The sequence below is a fragment of the Janibacter melonis genome (genome assembly GCF_020567375.1).
Lineage (GTDB): Bacteria > Actinomycetota > Actinomycetes > Actinomycetales > Dermatophilaceae > Marihabitans > Marihabitans melonis.
Window position 1 is genome coordinate 1,023,618 of record NZ_JAJBZM010000001.1, and the last position, 14,946, is coordinate 1,038,563.

The 14,946-nt window shown below is 74.4% G+C and carries 14 protein-coding genes; 6 read left to right on the plus strand and 8 right to left on the minus strand.

Annotation, left to right across the window (positions count from 1 at the left end):
• Positions 1-32: 32 nt before the first annotated feature.
• Positions 33-3,008, minus strand: a complete 2,976-nt coding sequence (locus LIV55_RS04740; protein ID WP_229299339.1) for a UPF0182 family membrane protein — start codon at positions 3,006-3,008, stop codon at positions 33-35.
• 82 nt (positions 3,009-3,090) lie between these two features.
• Here LIV55_RS04740 and LIV55_RS04745 point away from each other — a divergent pair, with 82 nt between their 5' ends.
• Entirely contained in the window at positions 3,091-3,660 is a 570-nt protein-coding gene (locus tag LIV55_RS04745) for a PPA1309 family protein (protein WP_123092127.1), read from the plus strand.
• A gap of 58 nt (positions 3,661-3,718) precedes the next feature.
• On the opposite strand, the gene LIV55_RS04750 is transcribed toward LIV55_RS04745, so the two are convergent.
• Positions 3,719-4,798 carry a YlbL family protein gene (locus LIV55_RS04750; RefSeq protein WP_229299340.1) on the minus strand — a complete coding sequence of 360 codons (1,080 nt, stop codon included), beginning with the start codon at positions 4,796-4,798 and terminating at the stop codon, positions 3,719-3,721.
• Between the two features lie 87 nt (positions 4,799-4,885).
• Between LIV55_RS04750 and LIV55_RS04755 the strand changes: the two genes are divergently transcribed.
• Both LIV55_RS04755 and LIV55_RS04760 read left to right on the plus strand, forming a co-directional pair.
• Positions 4,886-6,337 carry a zinc-dependent metalloprotease gene (locus LIV55_RS04755; protein ID WP_229299341.1) on the plus strand — a complete coding sequence of 484 codons (1,452 nt, stop codon included), beginning with the start codon at positions 4,886-4,888 and terminating at the stop codon, positions 6,335-6,337.
• A complete protein-coding gene (locus LIV55_RS04760) occupies positions 6,330-6,881 on the plus strand; it encodes an NUDIX hydrolase (RefSeq protein WP_229299342.1) in 552 nt (183 codons plus the stop codon). The genes LIV55_RS04755 and LIV55_RS04760 overlap by 8 nt, the downstream gene beginning before the upstream one ends.
• Here the strand turns inward: LIV55_RS04760 and LIV55_RS04765 are convergent.
• Positions 6,865-7,434: a M48 metallopeptidase family protein gene (locus LIV55_RS04765; protein ID WP_123092130.1), complete on the minus strand. Its 570-nt coding sequence runs from the start codon at positions 7,432-7,434 to the stop codon at positions 6,865-6,867. The two genes, LIV55_RS04760 and LIV55_RS04765, sit on opposite strands and share 17 nt — an antisense overlap.
• A 116-nt stretch (positions 7,435-7,550) precedes the next feature.
• Between LIV55_RS04765 and LIV55_RS04770 the strand changes: the two genes are divergently transcribed.
• A complete protein-coding gene (locus LIV55_RS04770) occupies positions 7,551-8,417 on the plus strand; it encodes a hypothetical protein (RefSeq protein WP_229299343.1) in 867 nt (288 codons plus the stop codon).
• The gene (locus LIV55_RS04775; protein ID WP_229299344.1) at positions 8,417-9,736 is read left to right on the plus strand and encodes an ABC1 kinase family protein; all 1,320 of its coding nucleotides are present in this window, start codon (positions 8,417-8,419) and stop codon (positions 9,734-9,736) included. Before LIV55_RS04770 ends, LIV55_RS04775 begins: the two co-directional genes overlap by 1 nt.
• An 84-nt stretch (positions 9,737-9,820) precedes the next feature.
• On the opposite strand, the gene LIV55_RS16840 is transcribed toward LIV55_RS04775, so the two are convergent.
• The 5 genes from LIV55_RS16840 to nudC all read right to left on the minus strand — a co-directional run bounded on the left by LIV55_RS16840 (position 9,821) and on the right by nudC (position 13,699).
• A complete protein-coding gene (locus LIV55_RS16840) occupies positions 9,821-9,946 on the minus strand; it encodes a hypothetical protein (protein ID WP_263596791.1) in 126 nt (41 codons plus the stop codon).
• A gap of 25 nt (positions 9,947-9,971) precedes the next feature.
• Entirely contained in the window at positions 9,972-10,268 is a 297-nt protein-coding gene (locus tag LIV55_RS04780; protein WP_229299345.1) for a WhiB family transcriptional regulator, read from the minus strand.
• A 102-nt stretch (positions 10,269-10,370) separates the two neighbouring features.
• Entirely contained in the window at positions 10,371-10,541 is a 171-nt protein-coding gene (locus LIV55_RS04785) for a hypothetical protein (RefSeq protein WP_191563719.1), read from the minus strand.
• Positions 10,542-10,660: 119 nt separating this feature from the next.
• The gene (locus LIV55_RS04790; RefSeq protein ID WP_192826162.1) at positions 10,661-12,778 is read right to left on the minus strand and encodes an ATP-dependent DNA helicase UvrD2; all 2,118 of its coding nucleotides are present in this window, start codon (positions 12,776-12,778) and stop codon (positions 10,661-10,663) included.
• A 12-nt stretch (positions 12,779-12,790) separates the two neighbouring features.
• Complete coding sequence (nudC, locus tag LIV55_RS04795; protein ID WP_229299346.1) at positions 12,791-13,699, minus strand: NAD(+) diphosphatase; 909 nt, start codon at positions 13,697-13,699, stop codon at positions 12,791-12,793.
• Positions 13,700-13,766: 67 nt separating this feature from the next.
• Between nudC and LIV55_RS04800 the strand changes: the two genes are divergently transcribed.
• Entirely contained in the window at positions 13,767-14,945 is a 1,179-nt protein-coding gene (locus tag LIV55_RS04800; protein ID WP_229299347.1) for a phosphotransferase, read from the plus strand.
• The last annotated feature ends 1 nt before the right edge of the window (position 14,946 follow it).

Sequence of the window (14,946 nt, forward strand, 5' to 3'; positions counted from 1 at the left end):
TCGCCGGCGCTCGCACCTCGACCGGCGAGCGGTCAGCTGGCGGCGGACTCGTCGAGGGTCGCGGAGCCGCCACCGGGCTGGTTGCGGGCGGCCTCGGTGAGCGCCTTGCGCAGATCTGCCTGGGCCTTGCCGTAGGCCTCGAGGTCGCCCTTCTTCAGCGCCTCCTGACCGCGCTGGTAGGCGCCCTGCATGTCCTCGATCGCCGCGCGCAGCGCCCGCTCCTTGGAGGTGAGCGGACCCGTCGGCTCCTGCTCCCCCTTCGGCGGCTGCGTGCCCCCGTCGTCGCCGCCGCTCGGGGCGTCGGCGCCGGAGTCGCCCTCGAAGAGCTGGTCGAGCGCACCCTCGAGCGTGCGCGCCCAGGCGATCCGTCCGCCGAAGGAGACGATGACGACGCGCATCGAGGGGTAGGAGTTCTCGTTCGTGCCGGAGAGGTAAACCGGCTCGACGTGGAGGAAGCCCTCGCCGACGGGCAGGGTCATCTGGTTGCCCAGGAGCACCTTGCTCGACCCGCGGTTGTTGTTGTTGAGGTAGTCGGTGAGCGTCTGGTCGGTGTCGGCGCCCTTGACCGAGCTGCTCGCGATGTCGTTCTGCACCTGCCCCGGTCCGGGCACCGTCGTCGAGCGCGGCACCGCGAGCATCCGCAGCTGGCCGTACCCGGAGGCCGGCTTGCCCGCGATGTCACCGGCGTCGGAGTCGACGGCGAGGTAGCCCGCCATGACGTCGCGGTCGCCGTTGGGGATGTACGTCGAGGTGAGGGACCACGACGCCTCCTGCTGGCTCGGCATCGCCATCGTGAGGAAGTACGGCGGCTGGGCCACCTTCTTCTCGGCGAGGACCGTCGGGTCGCTCGGCACGCGCCAGCGGTCCTGACCGGCGCGGAAGTCGCCGGCCGAGGTCACGTGGTACTCCGCGAGCACCGCGCGCTGCATCCGGAAGAGGTCCTCCGGGTAGCGCAGGTGCGACATGAGGTCGCCGCTGATCTCCGAGCGGGGCTTCATCAGCCCTGGGAAGGCCTTGTCCCAGGCGGAGGCCACCGGGTCCTGCTCGTCCCAGCGGTAGAGGGTCACGGTGCCGTCGTAGGCGTCGACCGTGGCCTTGACCGAGTTGCGCATGTAGTTGATCCGGTCGGCGTTGATCGCCGCCGCCCGCTGGGTCTCCACGGACGAGACCGTGCCCTCCTGCACACCCGAGACGCTGAAGCGGCTCGCGTAGGGGTAGGTGCGCGACGTCGTGTAGCCGTCGACGACCCACTGGATCCGGCCGTCGACGACGGTCGGGTAGGGGTCGTTGTCGAGCGTGAGCCATGGCGCGACGCGGGCGACGCGCTCCTTGGGCGTGCGGTGCTCGAGCAGGCGCGACTGGCTGCCGACGGCGTCGGACAGGACGAACTTGAGGTCGCGATGGGTGATCGCGAAGGCGGCCTGGCGAAGGGGGGACCCGATGGACACGCCGCCGTCACCGGTGTAGGTGTAGCGCCCCTCCTCACCGCCCGACGGGCGGTCGACCTCGCGGGCGGGTGCGCCCTCGTCGCCGCCGACGATGGAGAACTGCGTCATCCGCTCGCCGAAGTAGATCCGCGGCTCGTACTCCTCGACCTCCGAGAGGTCGAACCACGCCGGGGTCCCGCTGCCCGAGACCTCGGACCCCTTCGCCGCGACGAGGCCGTAGCCGTGGGTGTAGACGGTGTGGTCGTTGACCCAGTCCCGCCGGTCCGCCGGGAGCTTCGACAGGTCGAGCTCGCGGGCCCCGACGACGGTGTCCGTGGACTCACCGTCGATGTCGTAGCGGTCGACGTCGAGGTCCTCGGGGAAGGAGTAGTACGGCTGCTGGGCCTGCAGCTGCTGGAAGGTCGGGGCGGCGACGTTCGGGTCGAGCAGACGGATGCCGGGGATCGTCGCCGCGTCCTGGCGCAGCTGACCGGCGGAGATCTCGGAGACGGCGTCGTACTCCTCGGTCTCGACACCGGCGACGTCGTACGCGGCGCGCGTCGCGTCGATGTTGTGCTGCAGGTAGGGCTGCTCGAGCGAGGAGCGCGACGGGGTGACGCGGTAGGTCTCGACGAGCGCCGGGTAGATGTTGCCGACGATGATCGACAGGCCGACGAGCGTCGCGACGCCGATGACCGGCAGGCGCCAGCTGCGGCTGCGCACCGCGGCGAAGAAGAGACCGGCGCAGATGACCGCCGCGACGGCGAGGATGTACTTCGCGGGGATCACGGCGTTGGCGTCGGTGTAGCCGACACCGGTGAGCACGGAGGTCTCGTGCGTCGTCAGGGAGTGCGCGTCGAGGACGTAGGAGACGCCGCGCAGCAGCGCGAGGACGGCGCCGACGACGGCGAGGTGGAGGAAGGCGGCCCGCGTCGAGCGCCCGCGGCCCGGCGGCTGCAGGCCCCCGTAGATGTAGTGCGCGAAGGCTGCCGCCACGAGGCAGCAGATCGCGACGACGGTGAGGTAGCCGACGACGAAGGAGTAGAAGGGCAGGCCGAAGAGGTAGTAGGCGAGGTCGCGGCCGAACTGCGGGTCGGTGACGCCGGTCGCCGCGCCGTTGCGCCACAGCAGCCACTGCTGCCACTGCCCGGCGGCGGTGAGGCCGCCCATGAGGCCGAAGAGCAGCGGCACGCCGATGGCGATGTGCCGGCGCAGGGGGGCGATGACCTGGCGGTACTGCGACAGCGCCTGCTCCCCCGGCGACGTCGGCCAGCTCATCGGCCGGGAGCGGAAGGGGATGACGAGGCTCGCGGCCAGCGGGAGCGCGATGAGCAGCCCGCCGAGCACGAAGAGCAGGGTCTGCGTGCGGATGCGGCTCCACCACTCGCCGCTGTAGCCCAGGGCGTCGAACCACAGGGCCTCGGTCCAGATCGAGGTGATGACGAGCACGGCCACGACGAGCGCCGCGACGACTGCGAGGACCCTCAGGCCCCGTGTGCGCATCGACGAGGGCGCCGCGGCGGCCCCGCCCTCACGACCGGTCTGGGCGTCCCCGTCCTCGGGTGGCTGCTGCGTGCTCATCGGTCACCTCGTGATCGTCGCGACCCCATCGGTCGTGGCGGGGCCCAACCTACCTACCGGACCTGGGCGCCCGTGCGGCAGCATGTCATCCGTGCCTGACACCCCTTCGCCGACCGCTGACAAGCCCTCCGAGCCGACGACCGAGCCCCTCGCCCGGTGCGCCCTCGAGACCGAGCGCCACGTGGCCGAGGGCGGCTGGGACCAGCCGCCCAGGCTCTTCGCGCTCGTCGAGACGGCCGAGCTCGTCGCCGCCGAGCCGAGCCTGCGGGACTCCATGGACGTCACCGACGTGCTGCCCGGCTCGCTCACCGCCATCGAGCAGGAGGGCGTGGCCCGCACGAGCGACGTCGAGTCGCTCCTCGGCCGCCTCGCCTGGCCCGAGACCGTGCACGGGGCGGCCATCGCCCTCGAGCGCGTCGTCGTGCCGGCGGGCGCCGAGCGCGACCTGCCCTCGGACCCCGTCGCCGCGACCGAGCAGCTGGCCCAGCACCCCGAGCGCGAGGACATCCGTCTGCTCGTCGCGGTGCACCGCGACGGACGCGCCATCTGCCTGCTGCGCCAGCGCTCGAACGACAGCGACGACCGCGTCGCCACCGGCGAGGACATCGCCCCCGGGCTCGTCCACGCGCTGCGCGCGACGCTCGAGGACTGAGTCCGCGGGGCTGGCCCGCAGGGCTGACCCCCGAGGGCAGACGCGTCGGGAGCGACCCTCAGCGGGTGCCGCAGGACGGGAGGTCGCCGACCTCCCCCTTCGCCGCTCCCTCGACGGCGTCGACCGCCGCGTCGAAGTCGTCGACCTCGAGGACGGTGAGCCCGTCGGGCACGTGCCCGGCGACCTCGTCGCAGTTGTCCGTCGGGGCGAGGAAGTACTCGGCTCCCGCGTCCCGGGCGCCGATCATCTTCTGCCGGATGCCGCCGATGGGGCCCACCTGGCCGGAGTCGTCGATCGTGCCGGTGCCGGCGACCGAGCGCCCACCGGTCATCTCCCCCGGGGTGACGAGGTCGCGCACGGCGAGCGCGAACATCGCGCCCGCGCTCGGGCCGCCGACCTCGCCGGCATCGATGCGCACCTCGTAGGGGTAGTCGAAGAGCGGCTCGAGACCGACCCCGATCCCGGCCCGCCCGCCTCCGAGGTCGGCCGTGCGCAGGGTGATCTCGCGCTCGGCGCCCTTGCGGCGCACGGTGAGGCGCACGTCCTCGCCGGGCTCGCGGTCCGAGATCGCCGCGACGACGTCGCTCACGTGCTCCGTGGCGACGCCGTCGACGGCGGTCACCTCGTCCTTGAGCTCGAGCCGACCGTCGGCGGGCAGGTCGCCCGCAATCGATGCGACGACGTTGTCCTGGGGCACGTCCTCGCCGGTGCTGCGCAGCGCCACCGCGATCGCGCTCTTCTGCGAGCCCTGCATCTCGGCGGCGTTGAGCTGCTGGATCTCCTCCTCGGAGCGCCCTGTGCCGAAGACGGTCTGCTCGGGCACGACCTTCGCGTCGCGGTCGACCTTGCCGAGCACCCACTCCCACAGGGTGATGTGCTCCTCCGGCCCGCCCTGGACGGTGACCGTCGTGAAGTAGAGGTGCCCCGAGGTCGGGTAGGTCCGGTGGCCCTCGACGTCGACGACGCGCTGGGCCGCGCTGCCCTCGCCGCGCGAGGCGAGGGTGTCGCTCACCGGGCCGGGGGCCTCGATCGCGTACGGGACGCGGATGGTCGCGAGGACGAGGGAGACGCAGAGGAGCACCATCGACCACCGCATCACCCGCCACGCGAGATCGTCCACGCGTCGGGTGTCGACCATGCTGGCTCCGGATCCTCAGGGGGTGCGGGAACCTTTGGTCGGCGCCCGTGGTTGGGTTCTACGTCGACGCCATCCTAAGGAGGCACCGTGACAGACCCCGTAGACCCCGGTACCGGACCCGACGACGAGCTGCCCGAGGAGATCGCCGCGATCTTCCGCGAGCTCACCGGGGGCGCCCCGCTGCCCCCCGAGGTGGCCCGTCAGCTGGGCGCCATGGGCATCGCCGACGCCGACCCGTCGGCCGTGCGCGCGATGGCCGACCAGATGCGCGCGATGTTCAGCCCCACCGCCACGGCGAAGGGGGTCGACCTCGCCGCCGCGACGGCGGCGGCCTGCGAGGCCGCCCGGGCCGAGGGCGACGTCAGCGTCGGCGAGCGCGAGGTCGCGCTCGCCGAGCAGGCCGTCCGCGTCGCCCAGCTGTGGCTCGACGAGGTGACCGACCTCGAGGCGCCCGCCCTCACCGGCACCGCGATGTCGCGCTCGACGTGGGTCGAGGAGACGATCGGCACGTGGGCCCGCGTCGTCGAGCCCGTCGCCGACGGCGTCTCCGGCGCGATCCGCGACTCGATGACCGCCCAGCTGACCGGTCCCGACGCCCCCGACCTCAGCGCGCTCGGCGTGCCCCCGGGCACCAACCCGCTCGCGCTCGCCGGGCAGCTCACCCCGATGATCAACCGGATGGGCAGCGCGCTCGTCACGGCCCAGGTCGGGCAGGCCGTCGGCGCGCTCGCGACGAGCACCGTGAGCGGGACGGAGGTGGGCATCCCCCTGCTCGCCGACCGCGTCGCGCTCCTGCCGGCGAACATCGCCCAGGTCGCCGACGGTCTCGACGTGCCGGTCGACGAGGTGTGGCTGCACCTCGCGCTGCGCGAGACCGCCCGCATGCGCCTCTTCACCGACGTGCCGTGGCTCGGCCCGCAGATCCTCACCGCGGTCGAGGAGTACGCCCGGGGCATCGCCATCGACACGAGCGCGATCGACCGCGCGGTCGCCGAGCTCGACCCGCAGGACGTCGGCGGGATGCAGCAGGCGCTCGGCAGCGACCTCTTCCGTCCGGCGCCCTCGCCCGCCCAGAAGGCCGCGCTCACCCGCCTCGAGACCTGGCTCGCCCTCATCGAGGGGTGGGTCGACGTCGTCACCGCCCAGGCCGGCGGCGCCCACCTGCCGAGCACCGACGCGCTCGCCGAGACCGTGCGCCGGCGGCGCGCGACCGGCGGTCCGGCGGAGCGGACCTTCGCCACCCTCGTCGGGCTCGAGCTGCGTCCGCGCCGGCTGCGCGACGCGGCGAACCTCTTCGCCGCCCTCGAGGACGCCGGCGGCGCCTCGGCCCGTGACGCGGCGTGGGCCCACCCGGACGTCGCCCCGACGGGCGCCGACCTCGACGACGTCCTCGGCTACGTCGAGCGCAGCACCGGCTCGACCTCCGGGGCGCAGGACGTCACCGGTGGCATCGACATGGACGCCGAGCTCGCCGCCCTGCTCGACGCCGAGACCCGCGGGGAGGGCGACGGCGAGGGCGACGGCCGCACCGGTGGCTGACCTCGCGACCGACCTCGAGCGGGTCCTGCGCACCTGGCAGGCGCCCGACGAGGAGCAGGAGCAGCTGCGCCGCGACTACCTCGAGCACCTCGCCGCCCACCCGGGCGCCGTGCTGCGCGACGGGCCGCCGGAGCACTTCACCGTCGGCGTGCTCGTCCTCGACGCGACGCTCACCTCGGCGCTGCTCACGCTCCACGGCAAGGCGCACCGGTGGTTCCAGCTCGGCGGCCACCTCGAGCCGGGTGACGCCGACGTGCTCGCCGGCGCGCTCCGCGAGGCGGTCGAGGAGTCCGGGCTGCCCGCCGACCAGCTGACCCTGCACCCCGAGCCGGTCCATCTCGACCGGCACGAGCTCGTCGGGTCCTTCGGGCGGTGCCGCGAGCACCTCGACGTGCGCTACGTCGCCGTCGCCGCGCAGGACGCGCGCGAGATCCGCAGCGAGGAGTCGCTCGACCTCGCGTGGTGGCCGGTGGGGGCGATGCCGGCCGACTCGGCCGACGAGCTCGACCCCCTGGTCGCCGCCGCGCTCAGGCGGGTGGGCTGACCCCGTCGCCCTCGGCGGTCTCGGGCGCCGGCTCGGGCCCGTCGTCCCACGCCGTCTCGTCGCGACCGGACCACCCCTCGAGGTAGCCCCGGGCGCGCTCGCACGACGGGTACCGGTCGAGCAGCGCGTAGAAGTCGCGCCCGTGCCCGGGCACCAGCAGGTGCACGAGCTCGTGGGTGAGGACGTAGTCCTGCACGTAGCCCGGCATCCCCTGCAGCCGGTGGCTGAGCCGGATCGTGCCCTGGCTCGGGGTGCACGACCCCCACCGGGTGCCCTGGTTGGTCACCCAGCGCACGCTCGTCGGCACGGCTCGGCCCTCGAGGTGGCGCCGGGAGAGGTCACGCGCCCGCTCGACGAGGTCGACGTCGCTCGGGCGGCGTCGGGCCTCGCGGGCCAGGACCTTCTCGCCCATCTCGCGCACGTAGCGCTGCTCGACCCGGTCGGCGAGGCCGGCCGGGAGGAGGACGACGAGGCGCTCGCCGTCGCGGTGGGCCGACACCGTCTTGCGCCGGCGCGCGCTGCGGCGGATCTCGACGTCGGCGAAGCCTTCCATGGGCTCGACCCTAGGGCCCGGCGGCGACAGCGCGGGTGAGGGGTGTGGACAACCCCGGACCTCGAGCGCGGGGCCGGTGGCAGTCTGCGACGACCACCCCGGCGAGACGAGGACCCATGGAGCGCCACCCCCGGTTGACCCGGCCGATCCACCCCCTGCTGCGCCCCGACGGGTCCATCCAGCTCGGTCTCGACCCCGGCAGCGCGCTCGTCGCGACCGGCGTGAGCGCGGCGGAGTGCCGCTGGGTCACCACCCTCGACGGGTCGCGCAGCGAGGAGCAGGTCTTCGCCGACGCGGTGCAGCACGGGCTGACCCCCGAGCGCGCGGGCGAGCTCGTCCGCGCCTTCGCCGCGCAGGGCGTGCTCGACACCGAGGGCGTCCTCGAGCCGCTCGAGCGCCGCGTCGTCGTCGTCGGCGCCGGGAGCGTGCCCGGCCATCTCGTCGACGTCCTGCGCGAGGCGGGCATCGGCGAGGTCGTGCGGTGCGTCGAGGACGCCGACCCGACGAGCACCGACCTCGCCATCATCACGAGCACGGTCCCCGTGCCGGCCGGCGCCGGCGAGCCCTGGCGCCGCGCTCGAGTGCCCCACCTGCCCGTGTGGTGCGGGCCCGACCACGCGAGCGTCGGGCCGCTCGTCGTCCCCGGCGAGGGGCCGTGCCTGCAGTGCCTCGAGCTGACCCGCGTGCACCTCGACCCCGCCTGGCCGTGGATCCGTGCGCAGATCAGCCGCCCGCGGGTCGGGCCGGTCGTGCCCGTCGAGACGCACGCGTGCGTGCGCAGCCTCGTCGTCGGCATCGCGGCGTCGGTGGCCCTCGACGTCCTCGCCCACGGCCCGAGCGCCTCGGGCTGGTCGCTCGACGCGTGCGCGCCGGGCCCCAGCTTCGAGCGGCGGCACTGGGAGCGTCACCCCGGGTGCCCCCGCTGCGCATCGGTCACCTCGTCTGCGGTCGGATCTCAGGTCCAGCAGTCACAATGGGCGTGATGTCTCAGATCCCGCGCAACGCTGCCCGACGGACCGCCCGCCTCGCCTCCATCCCCCTCGGCGCAGCAGGGCGCAGCGCCGTCGGCCTGGGCCGACGTGCCCGCGGCGAGTCGGCCGAGGTCGTCAACGAGGAGATGCGCCGGCGCACCGCCGAGCAGCTCTTCGCGGTGCTGGGCTCGCTCAAGGGCGGCGCGATGAAGGTCGGCCAGACCCTGAGCGTCCTCGAGGCCGCGATGCCCGAGGACCTCGTCGAGCCCTACCGCGAGATGCTCGTGCGCCTCCAGGACGCCGCTCCCCCGATGGACCAGGCCGAGGTGCGCCGCATCCTCGACCTCGAGCTCGGCCGCGACTGGCGCACGACGCAGATCCGCGACCTCACGCCCGAGCCGGTGGCCGCGGCCTCGATCGGGCAGGTCCACCGCGGCACCTGGCACGACGGGCGCACCGTGGCCGTGAAGATCCAGTACCCCGGCGCCGACTACGCCCTGCGCAGCGACCTGCAGCAGCTGGCCCGCCTCGCGCGCGTCATGGGCACCCTCGCCCCCGGCATGGACGTCAAGGCGGCGACGACCGAGCTGCTCGAGCGCGCCGACGAGGAGCTCGACTACCCCCTCGAGGCCCGCAACCAGCAGACCTTCGCCGACGCGTACGCCGGCGACGACGAGGTCGCCGTCCCGGCCGTCGTCATGCACACCGAGCACGTCCTCGTCACCGAGTGGCTCGACGGCGTGCCCCTCAGCCAGATCATCCGCGAGGCGGACCAGGAGGTGCGCGACACCCTCGGCACGCTCTACCTCGAGCTCGCGGTGCGCTCCCCCACCCGCGCGGGCCTGCTCCACGCCGACCCCCACCCCGGCAACTTCCGCCTCACCCCCGACGGCCGCCTCGGTGTCGTCGACTTCGGGGCGGTCGCCCATCTGCCCGACGGGCTGCCGCCGGCGGTCGGCCGGCTGGCCCGCCGCGCCCTCGAGGGCGACGCCGCGGCCCTCGTCGAGGGGCTGCGCGAGGAGGGCTTCGTGCGGCCGGGGGTGCGCATCGACGCCGAGGACCTGCTGAGCTACCTGCGCCCCTTCATCGAGCCGCTGAGCCACGAGACCCACCACTTCAGCCGCGAGTGGTTGCAGCAGGTCTCCGCCGGGGCGATGGACATGCGCAGCCGGGAGTTCGTCACCGGCGCACGTCTCAACCTGCCCCCGGAGTACGTGCTCGTCCACCGCGTCTTCCTCGGCAGCACCGCCGTGCTCTGCCAGCTCGGCGCCCGCGTCTCGGCGCGCTCCATCATGGAGCGCTACCTGCCCGGCTTCGCCGACCCCGCGTAGGCCCGGGTACAGGTCGACCCCGCACCGGGGTCGGTACGGGGTCGACGAGGGCGGCCGGCACGCGGTCCGACGGGCAGCTGCCCGTCATCGGATCCGGATGTGCATCGGCACGGGCTGACGCAGCTCGGCCCGCTCACGGCGGGAGAGCACGTGCTGCGGCTGCGGCACGTGGCGGCGGCGCGACTGCAGGATGCGCTGGACGGGGGTCATCGGCGGGCACCTCCTCTCGGGGGGCTCAGACGGGCAGCGGATGCTTGCGGGGACGGCCTCGCGGCCGCTTGCGGGGGATGACCCGACCGGCGTCGAAGAGCTCGCCGCCCCACACGCCCCAGGGCTCGCGGCGCTTGAGGGCGCCCTCGAGGCACCGCTGACGCACGGGGCAGGTGGCGCACAGAGCCTTGGCGAACTCGACACCGTCGGGGGTGTCGGCGAACCAGATCTCCGGCTCCTCGGTCAGGCACGGTGCGCTGCCCGTCAAGGACGGCAGACGCACCTGCTGATGCGGTGGGTGGGTGGTCGGTACGGCAGACATGAGGGTGCTCCTGGGGGGTGATCTGCGGGGGGACAAGAAAAGGCCGCGGTATCCGATGGATGCCGCGGCCTGTGTGGCGAGGACGAGAGGTCCTCCCTTCGTCTAGCGAAGGGGGGATCCCGGTCCTGGAGGTCGCGGGTCATCGAGAGGGGCGGCGCCGAAGAGATCGACGATGCCGAAGGGGGCACGGGTACGTCCGGCGAGGGACGGCACGAGACCCAGGTGGGCAGCGCGGGACGCCAGCTCGACGGTGATGACGATCTGCTTCTCCATGTGCACTGCCCTCCTCTCGTGGGATCTGCGACTCGATCACGCCCAGGCGCGACCGACTGACCTTCCGAAGGTTAGGGCACCTGCGATCGGGGCCACAACCTATTTAACGAGCGGCTTCGTCAGGGGGTCTGCGAGGGCTCTCGGCCGGCGACGATCGCGAGCACGTCCTCGCCGTACTGGTCGAGCTTGCGCGCCCCGACCCCGCTGATGGCGAGCAGCCCTCGGGTGTCCTTCGGCTCGGCCTCGGCGATCGCCTCGAGGGTCGCGTCGGTGAAGACGACGAAGGCGGGCACGGCCTGGGTCTTCGACAGCTCGCGGCGCCATGCGACGAGCCGCTCGTAGAGGGCCTCGTCGTAGGTGGGCGGGCAGGCGGGGCAGCGCCCGGAGGCGCGCTGGGTCGCGGTGACGAGCTCGGCGCCGCACCCCTTGCAGTGCCGCACCCGGGCGGTGCGGGCCGTGCGACCGCCGCCCGAGCCACGGCCCCCGCCGCTGCGCTTGGGCTCGGAGATGGCGCCCTCGCCGAGGACCTCCGACAGCGGGGCGAGGAAGCGGCTGACGCGCCGGCTAGGGCGCGCCCCGGGGGTGCGCGCCCGGGCCCACGACAGGTGCAGCTCGTCACGGGCACGGGTGAGCCCGACGTAGAGCAGCCGGCGCTCCTCCTCGATCTCGTCGAGGCCCTCGGCCATGACGATGGGCATGAGCCCGTCGGAGCAGCCGACGAGGTGGACGACGGGCCACTCGAGCCCCTTCGCCGCGTGCAGGGAGGCGAGGGTCACGCCGTCGACGGCGGGCGCGTGCTGCGCGGCGGCCCGCTCGTCGAGCTCGCGCACGAGATCGGCGACCCGGGTCGTCGGGGTCGTCGCGGCGAGCGACTCGGCGAGGTCGACGAGAGCCTTGAGCGACTCCCACCGGGCCCGCACGGCACCCGAGCTCGCCGGCGGCTCCGGCTGCCAGCCGACACCGGTGAGCACGTCGGCGACGAGATGGCCCAGGGCCGCCTCGCCGTCGTCGGTGCGCGCGGCGCCGCGCAGCAGGACGATGGCGTCACGGACCTCGCGGCGGGAGAAGAAGCGCTCGCCGCCGCGCACGAGGTAGGGCACGCCGACCTCGGACAGGGCCGACTCGAGCGCCTCCGACTGGCCGTTGGTGCGGAAGAGCACCGCGATGTCGCTCGCGGGGGTGCCGGCCTCGACCCGGCGACGGATCTCGCCGGCGACCCAGGCGGCCTCCGCCGGGTCGTCGTCGAGCGCCGTGAGCGTGGGCGCGGACCCGCCCGAACGCTGCGCGGCGAGCTCGACCCCGGCGCTGCGCCGGCTCACCGGGGCGGTCGAGAGCATGCGGTTGGCGAGGTCGACGACCTGAGGGGTCGAGCGGTAGTTGCGCACGAGCCGCACGGTCTGCGCCCCCGCGTGGGTGCGCCCGAAGTCGAGCAGGTGGCGCGGGCTGGCGCCGGTGAAGGAGTAGATCGTCTGCATCGGGTCGCCGACGACGCACACCTCGTGACGTCCGCCGAGCCACAGCTCGAGGAGGCGCTGCTGCAGCGCGTTGACGTCCTGGTACTCGTCGACGACGAAGTGGCGGTACTGCTGGCGCACGGTCGCGGCGATGTCCTCGCGATCCTGGAGGATGCCGACGGTGAGCAGCAGGACGTCCTCGAAGTCGATGACCCCGCGCTCGCCCTTGACCTCCTCGTAGACCCCGAGCAGCCGCGCCATGCCGCTCTCGTCCATGCCCGGCGGCTCACGTCGCGCTCGCCGGGCCGCCGCGGCGTAGGTCTCGGGGGTGAGCAGGCTGACCTTCGCCCACTCGACCTCGGAGGCGATGTCGCGCAGCTCGGTGCGGTCGAGGCGCAGCTGCAGGCGCGAGGCGGCCTCGGCGACGACCGACGCCTTGTGCGGCAGGATCTCCGGCGCCGCTCCGCCGATGGCCTGGGGCCAGAAGTAGTGCAGCTGGCGAAGGGCCGCCGCGTGGAAGGTGCGGGCCTGGACCCCGCCGACACCGAGGTCGCGCAGCCGGACCCGCATCTCGCCCGCGGCCCGGGCGGTGAAGGTCACGGCGAGCACGCGCTGGGGCTGGTAGACGCCGCTGTGCACGCCGTAGGCGATGCGGTGGGTGATCGCCCGGGTCTTGCCCGTGCCCGCGCCGGCGAGCACGCACATCGGACCCGTCGGGTGCGCGGCGACCTCGCGCTGCTCGGGGTCGAGGGCGTCGAGGACGTCGTCTGCGGAGGGGGTCACGACCGCATGGTCTCAGAGCGCGCGGACAGCCCCGATGTCGGAGGGGCGGGTCAGCGGGCCGCCGAACCACTGCTCGATGAGCCGCGCCGAGATCGACACGGGGGCGGGGCGGCGCAGCTCGCCGTGCTCGAAGGCCTCGGCGAGCTCGGCCCGGGTGAACCACCGGGCGTCGGCGATCTCGGTGCCGTCGGGGGTGAGCTCTGCGGAGGTGGCGCGCGCGGTGAAGCCGACCATGAGCGAGCCGGGGAAGGGCCAGGGCTGGTCGGCCTGGTAGGTGACGTCGACGACCTCGAGGCCGACCTCCTCGCGCACCTCGCGCGCGACGGCGCCGGCGAGGGTCTCGCCGGGCTCGACGAAGCCGGCGAGCACCGACATCCGCCCCTGCGGCCAGCCCGCGCCCTGGGCGAGCAGGAGGCGGTCCTCGGCGTCGACGACGGCCATGATCACGGCGGGGTCGGTGCGGGGGTGGTGGTCGCTGCCGTCCTGCAGGCAGTGCCGTACCCAGCCCGCCTGCGCGAGCTCGGTCTGGGCGCCGCAGCGCGGGCAGCGCGGGTGGGTGCGGTGCCAGTTGTCGAGCGCGACGGCCGTCGCGGCGTGCCCGGCCTCCTGCGGGGTGAGCAGGTCGGCGACCTGGCGAAGGGGGGTCCCCCCGTCCCCGCCGAGCGCGGCGAGGAGGAGGTGGGGACCGAGGCGGCCGAGGAGGGCGAGGTCGCGCCCGGCGTCGCCGGGCTCGACCGGGCGCGTGGCCAGCCGCGCTCCGTCGCCCGAGCGCTCGACCGCCACGGCCATGCCGCCGGCCTCGAGCACACGGGCCGCGGGGTCGCGTCGCAGCGTCTCGAGGGCGTCGGGATCGGCGCGCAGGTGCGCCTGACGGTCGAGCACGGCTCCGGAGAAGACGAGCTCGTCGAAGGGGTGCACCATGCCCGCCACTGTAGATCCGTCGTGGCGCTCCCCCGCGCCCGGAGCGCCGCGCCGTACCGTGGGGGCCGTGACTTCTCCTGCCGGTCGTGGACCTCTCGCCCTCGCCGCGCTGGCCAGCGCTGCCGTCCCCGGTCTGGACCCGGTGAGCGTCGAGCCCGTCGCTGGTGCGACGGGGGCGCGCTACGACGTCGCCCTCGTGCAGGACGCCGAGCACCGCCGGTGGGTCATCCGCTGCCCGCGCTCCGCGGCCGCCTCCGCCCAGCTCGAGCAGTCCTCGGCCCTCACCGCGCTCCTCGCGCGCCGCCTGCTCCTGTCCGTCCCCGTCGTCAAGGGATGGGTGGCGCTGCCCGAAGGGGGACGCGCCGCGGTGCACCACTACCTCGCCGGTCGCCCCGTCGAGCTCGAGCTCCTCGGGCCGGGCCCGGGTCTGACCGCCAGCCTCGGACGCGCCGTGGCCTCGGTGCACAACCTCGACGTCGCGATCTACGACGAGGCCGGCGCCGCGACCTACGACGCCGAGGCCTACCGCAGCCGCCGGCTGGCCGACCTCGACCGCGCCGCCGCGACCGGCCGGGTGCCGACCGGTCTGCTCGCGCGGTGGGAGTCCCAGCTCGAGGACGTCGGCCGATGGCGCTACAAGCCGACCGCGACGGTCGGGCGGCTCACCGGCGAGCAGGTCCTCGTCGGCGAGGACGAGCAGGGCGAGCTCGTCGTGCGCGGGCTGCTCGGCTGGGAGGACGCACGGGTCGCCGACCCCGCCGACGACCTCGCCGAGGTCGTCGGCCGGCTCGAACCGGACGCCCTCGACACCTTCATGGAGGCCTACGCGCACACGCGGGTCGACCGGCCCGACCGGCACCTGCTCGAGCGCGCCCGGCTGTCGTACGAGATGACGCTCGTGCGCCAGATGATGGCGGCGGTCGCGGCCGGAGACCTCGACCGGGCCGAGGAGCACGCCGCCGCGATGCGTCGCCTGGAGCAGCAGACGGGCAGCCCGGACCAGGCCGACGACACATCCGCGGGTGCACCCGCGACCTCCGGGGCGGCCCCGGCCGGTGCGAGCCCTGCCGCCGGGCTCGCGGACCTCGACGACGACCAGCAGCTCGACGACCTCGTCGACGGGCCCGTCCACGTCGACGTCACCGACGTCGACGTGGTCGGGCAGACCCAGCCGATGGAGGCCAGGCCCACGGGCGAGGAGCCCGACGGGTCCGCCGAGCCCGGCAGCGGGCCCGTCCGCGGCTGAC

Coding starts and splice junctions, on each gene's coding strand:
- LIV55_RS04770 (WP_229299343.1), top strand. CDS start 7,551: ATGGAGCGCCACCCCCGGTTGACCCGGCCGATCCACCCCCTGCTGCGC.
- LIV55_RS04740 (WP_229299339.1), bottom strand. CDS start 3,008: ATGAGCACGCAGCAGCCACCCGAGGACGGGGACGCCCAGACCGGTCGT.
- LIV55_RS04775 (WP_229299344.1), top strand. CDS start 8,417: ATGTCTCAGATCCCGCGCAACGCTGCCCGACGGACCGCCCGCCTCGCC.
- LIV55_RS04765 (WP_123092130.1), bottom strand. CDS start 7,434: ATGGAAGGCTTCGCCGACGTCGAGATCCGCCGCAGCGCGCGCCGGCGC.
- LIV55_RS04750 (WP_229299340.1), bottom strand. CDS start 4,798: ATGGTCGACACCCGACGCGTGGACGATCTCGCGTGGCGGGTGATGCGG.
- LIV55_RS04780 (WP_229299345.1), bottom strand. CDS start 10,268: ATGTCTGCCGTACCGACCACCCACCCACCGCATCAGCAGGTGCGTCTG.
- LIV55_RS04745 (WP_123092127.1), top strand. CDS start 3,091: ATGTCATCCGTGCCTGACACCCCTTCGCCGACCGCTGACAAGCCCTCC.
- LIV55_RS16840 (WP_263596791.1), bottom strand. CDS start 9,946: ATGACCCCCGTCCAGCGCATCCTGCAGTCGCGCCGCCGCCACGTGCCG.
- LIV55_RS04785 (WP_191563719.1), bottom strand. CDS start 10,541: ATGGAGAAGCAGATCGTCATCACCGTCGAGCTGGCGTCCCGCGCTGCC.
- nudC (WP_229299346.1), bottom strand. CDS start 13,699: ATGGTGCACCCCTTCGACGAGCTCGTCTTCTCCGGAGCCGTGCTCGAC.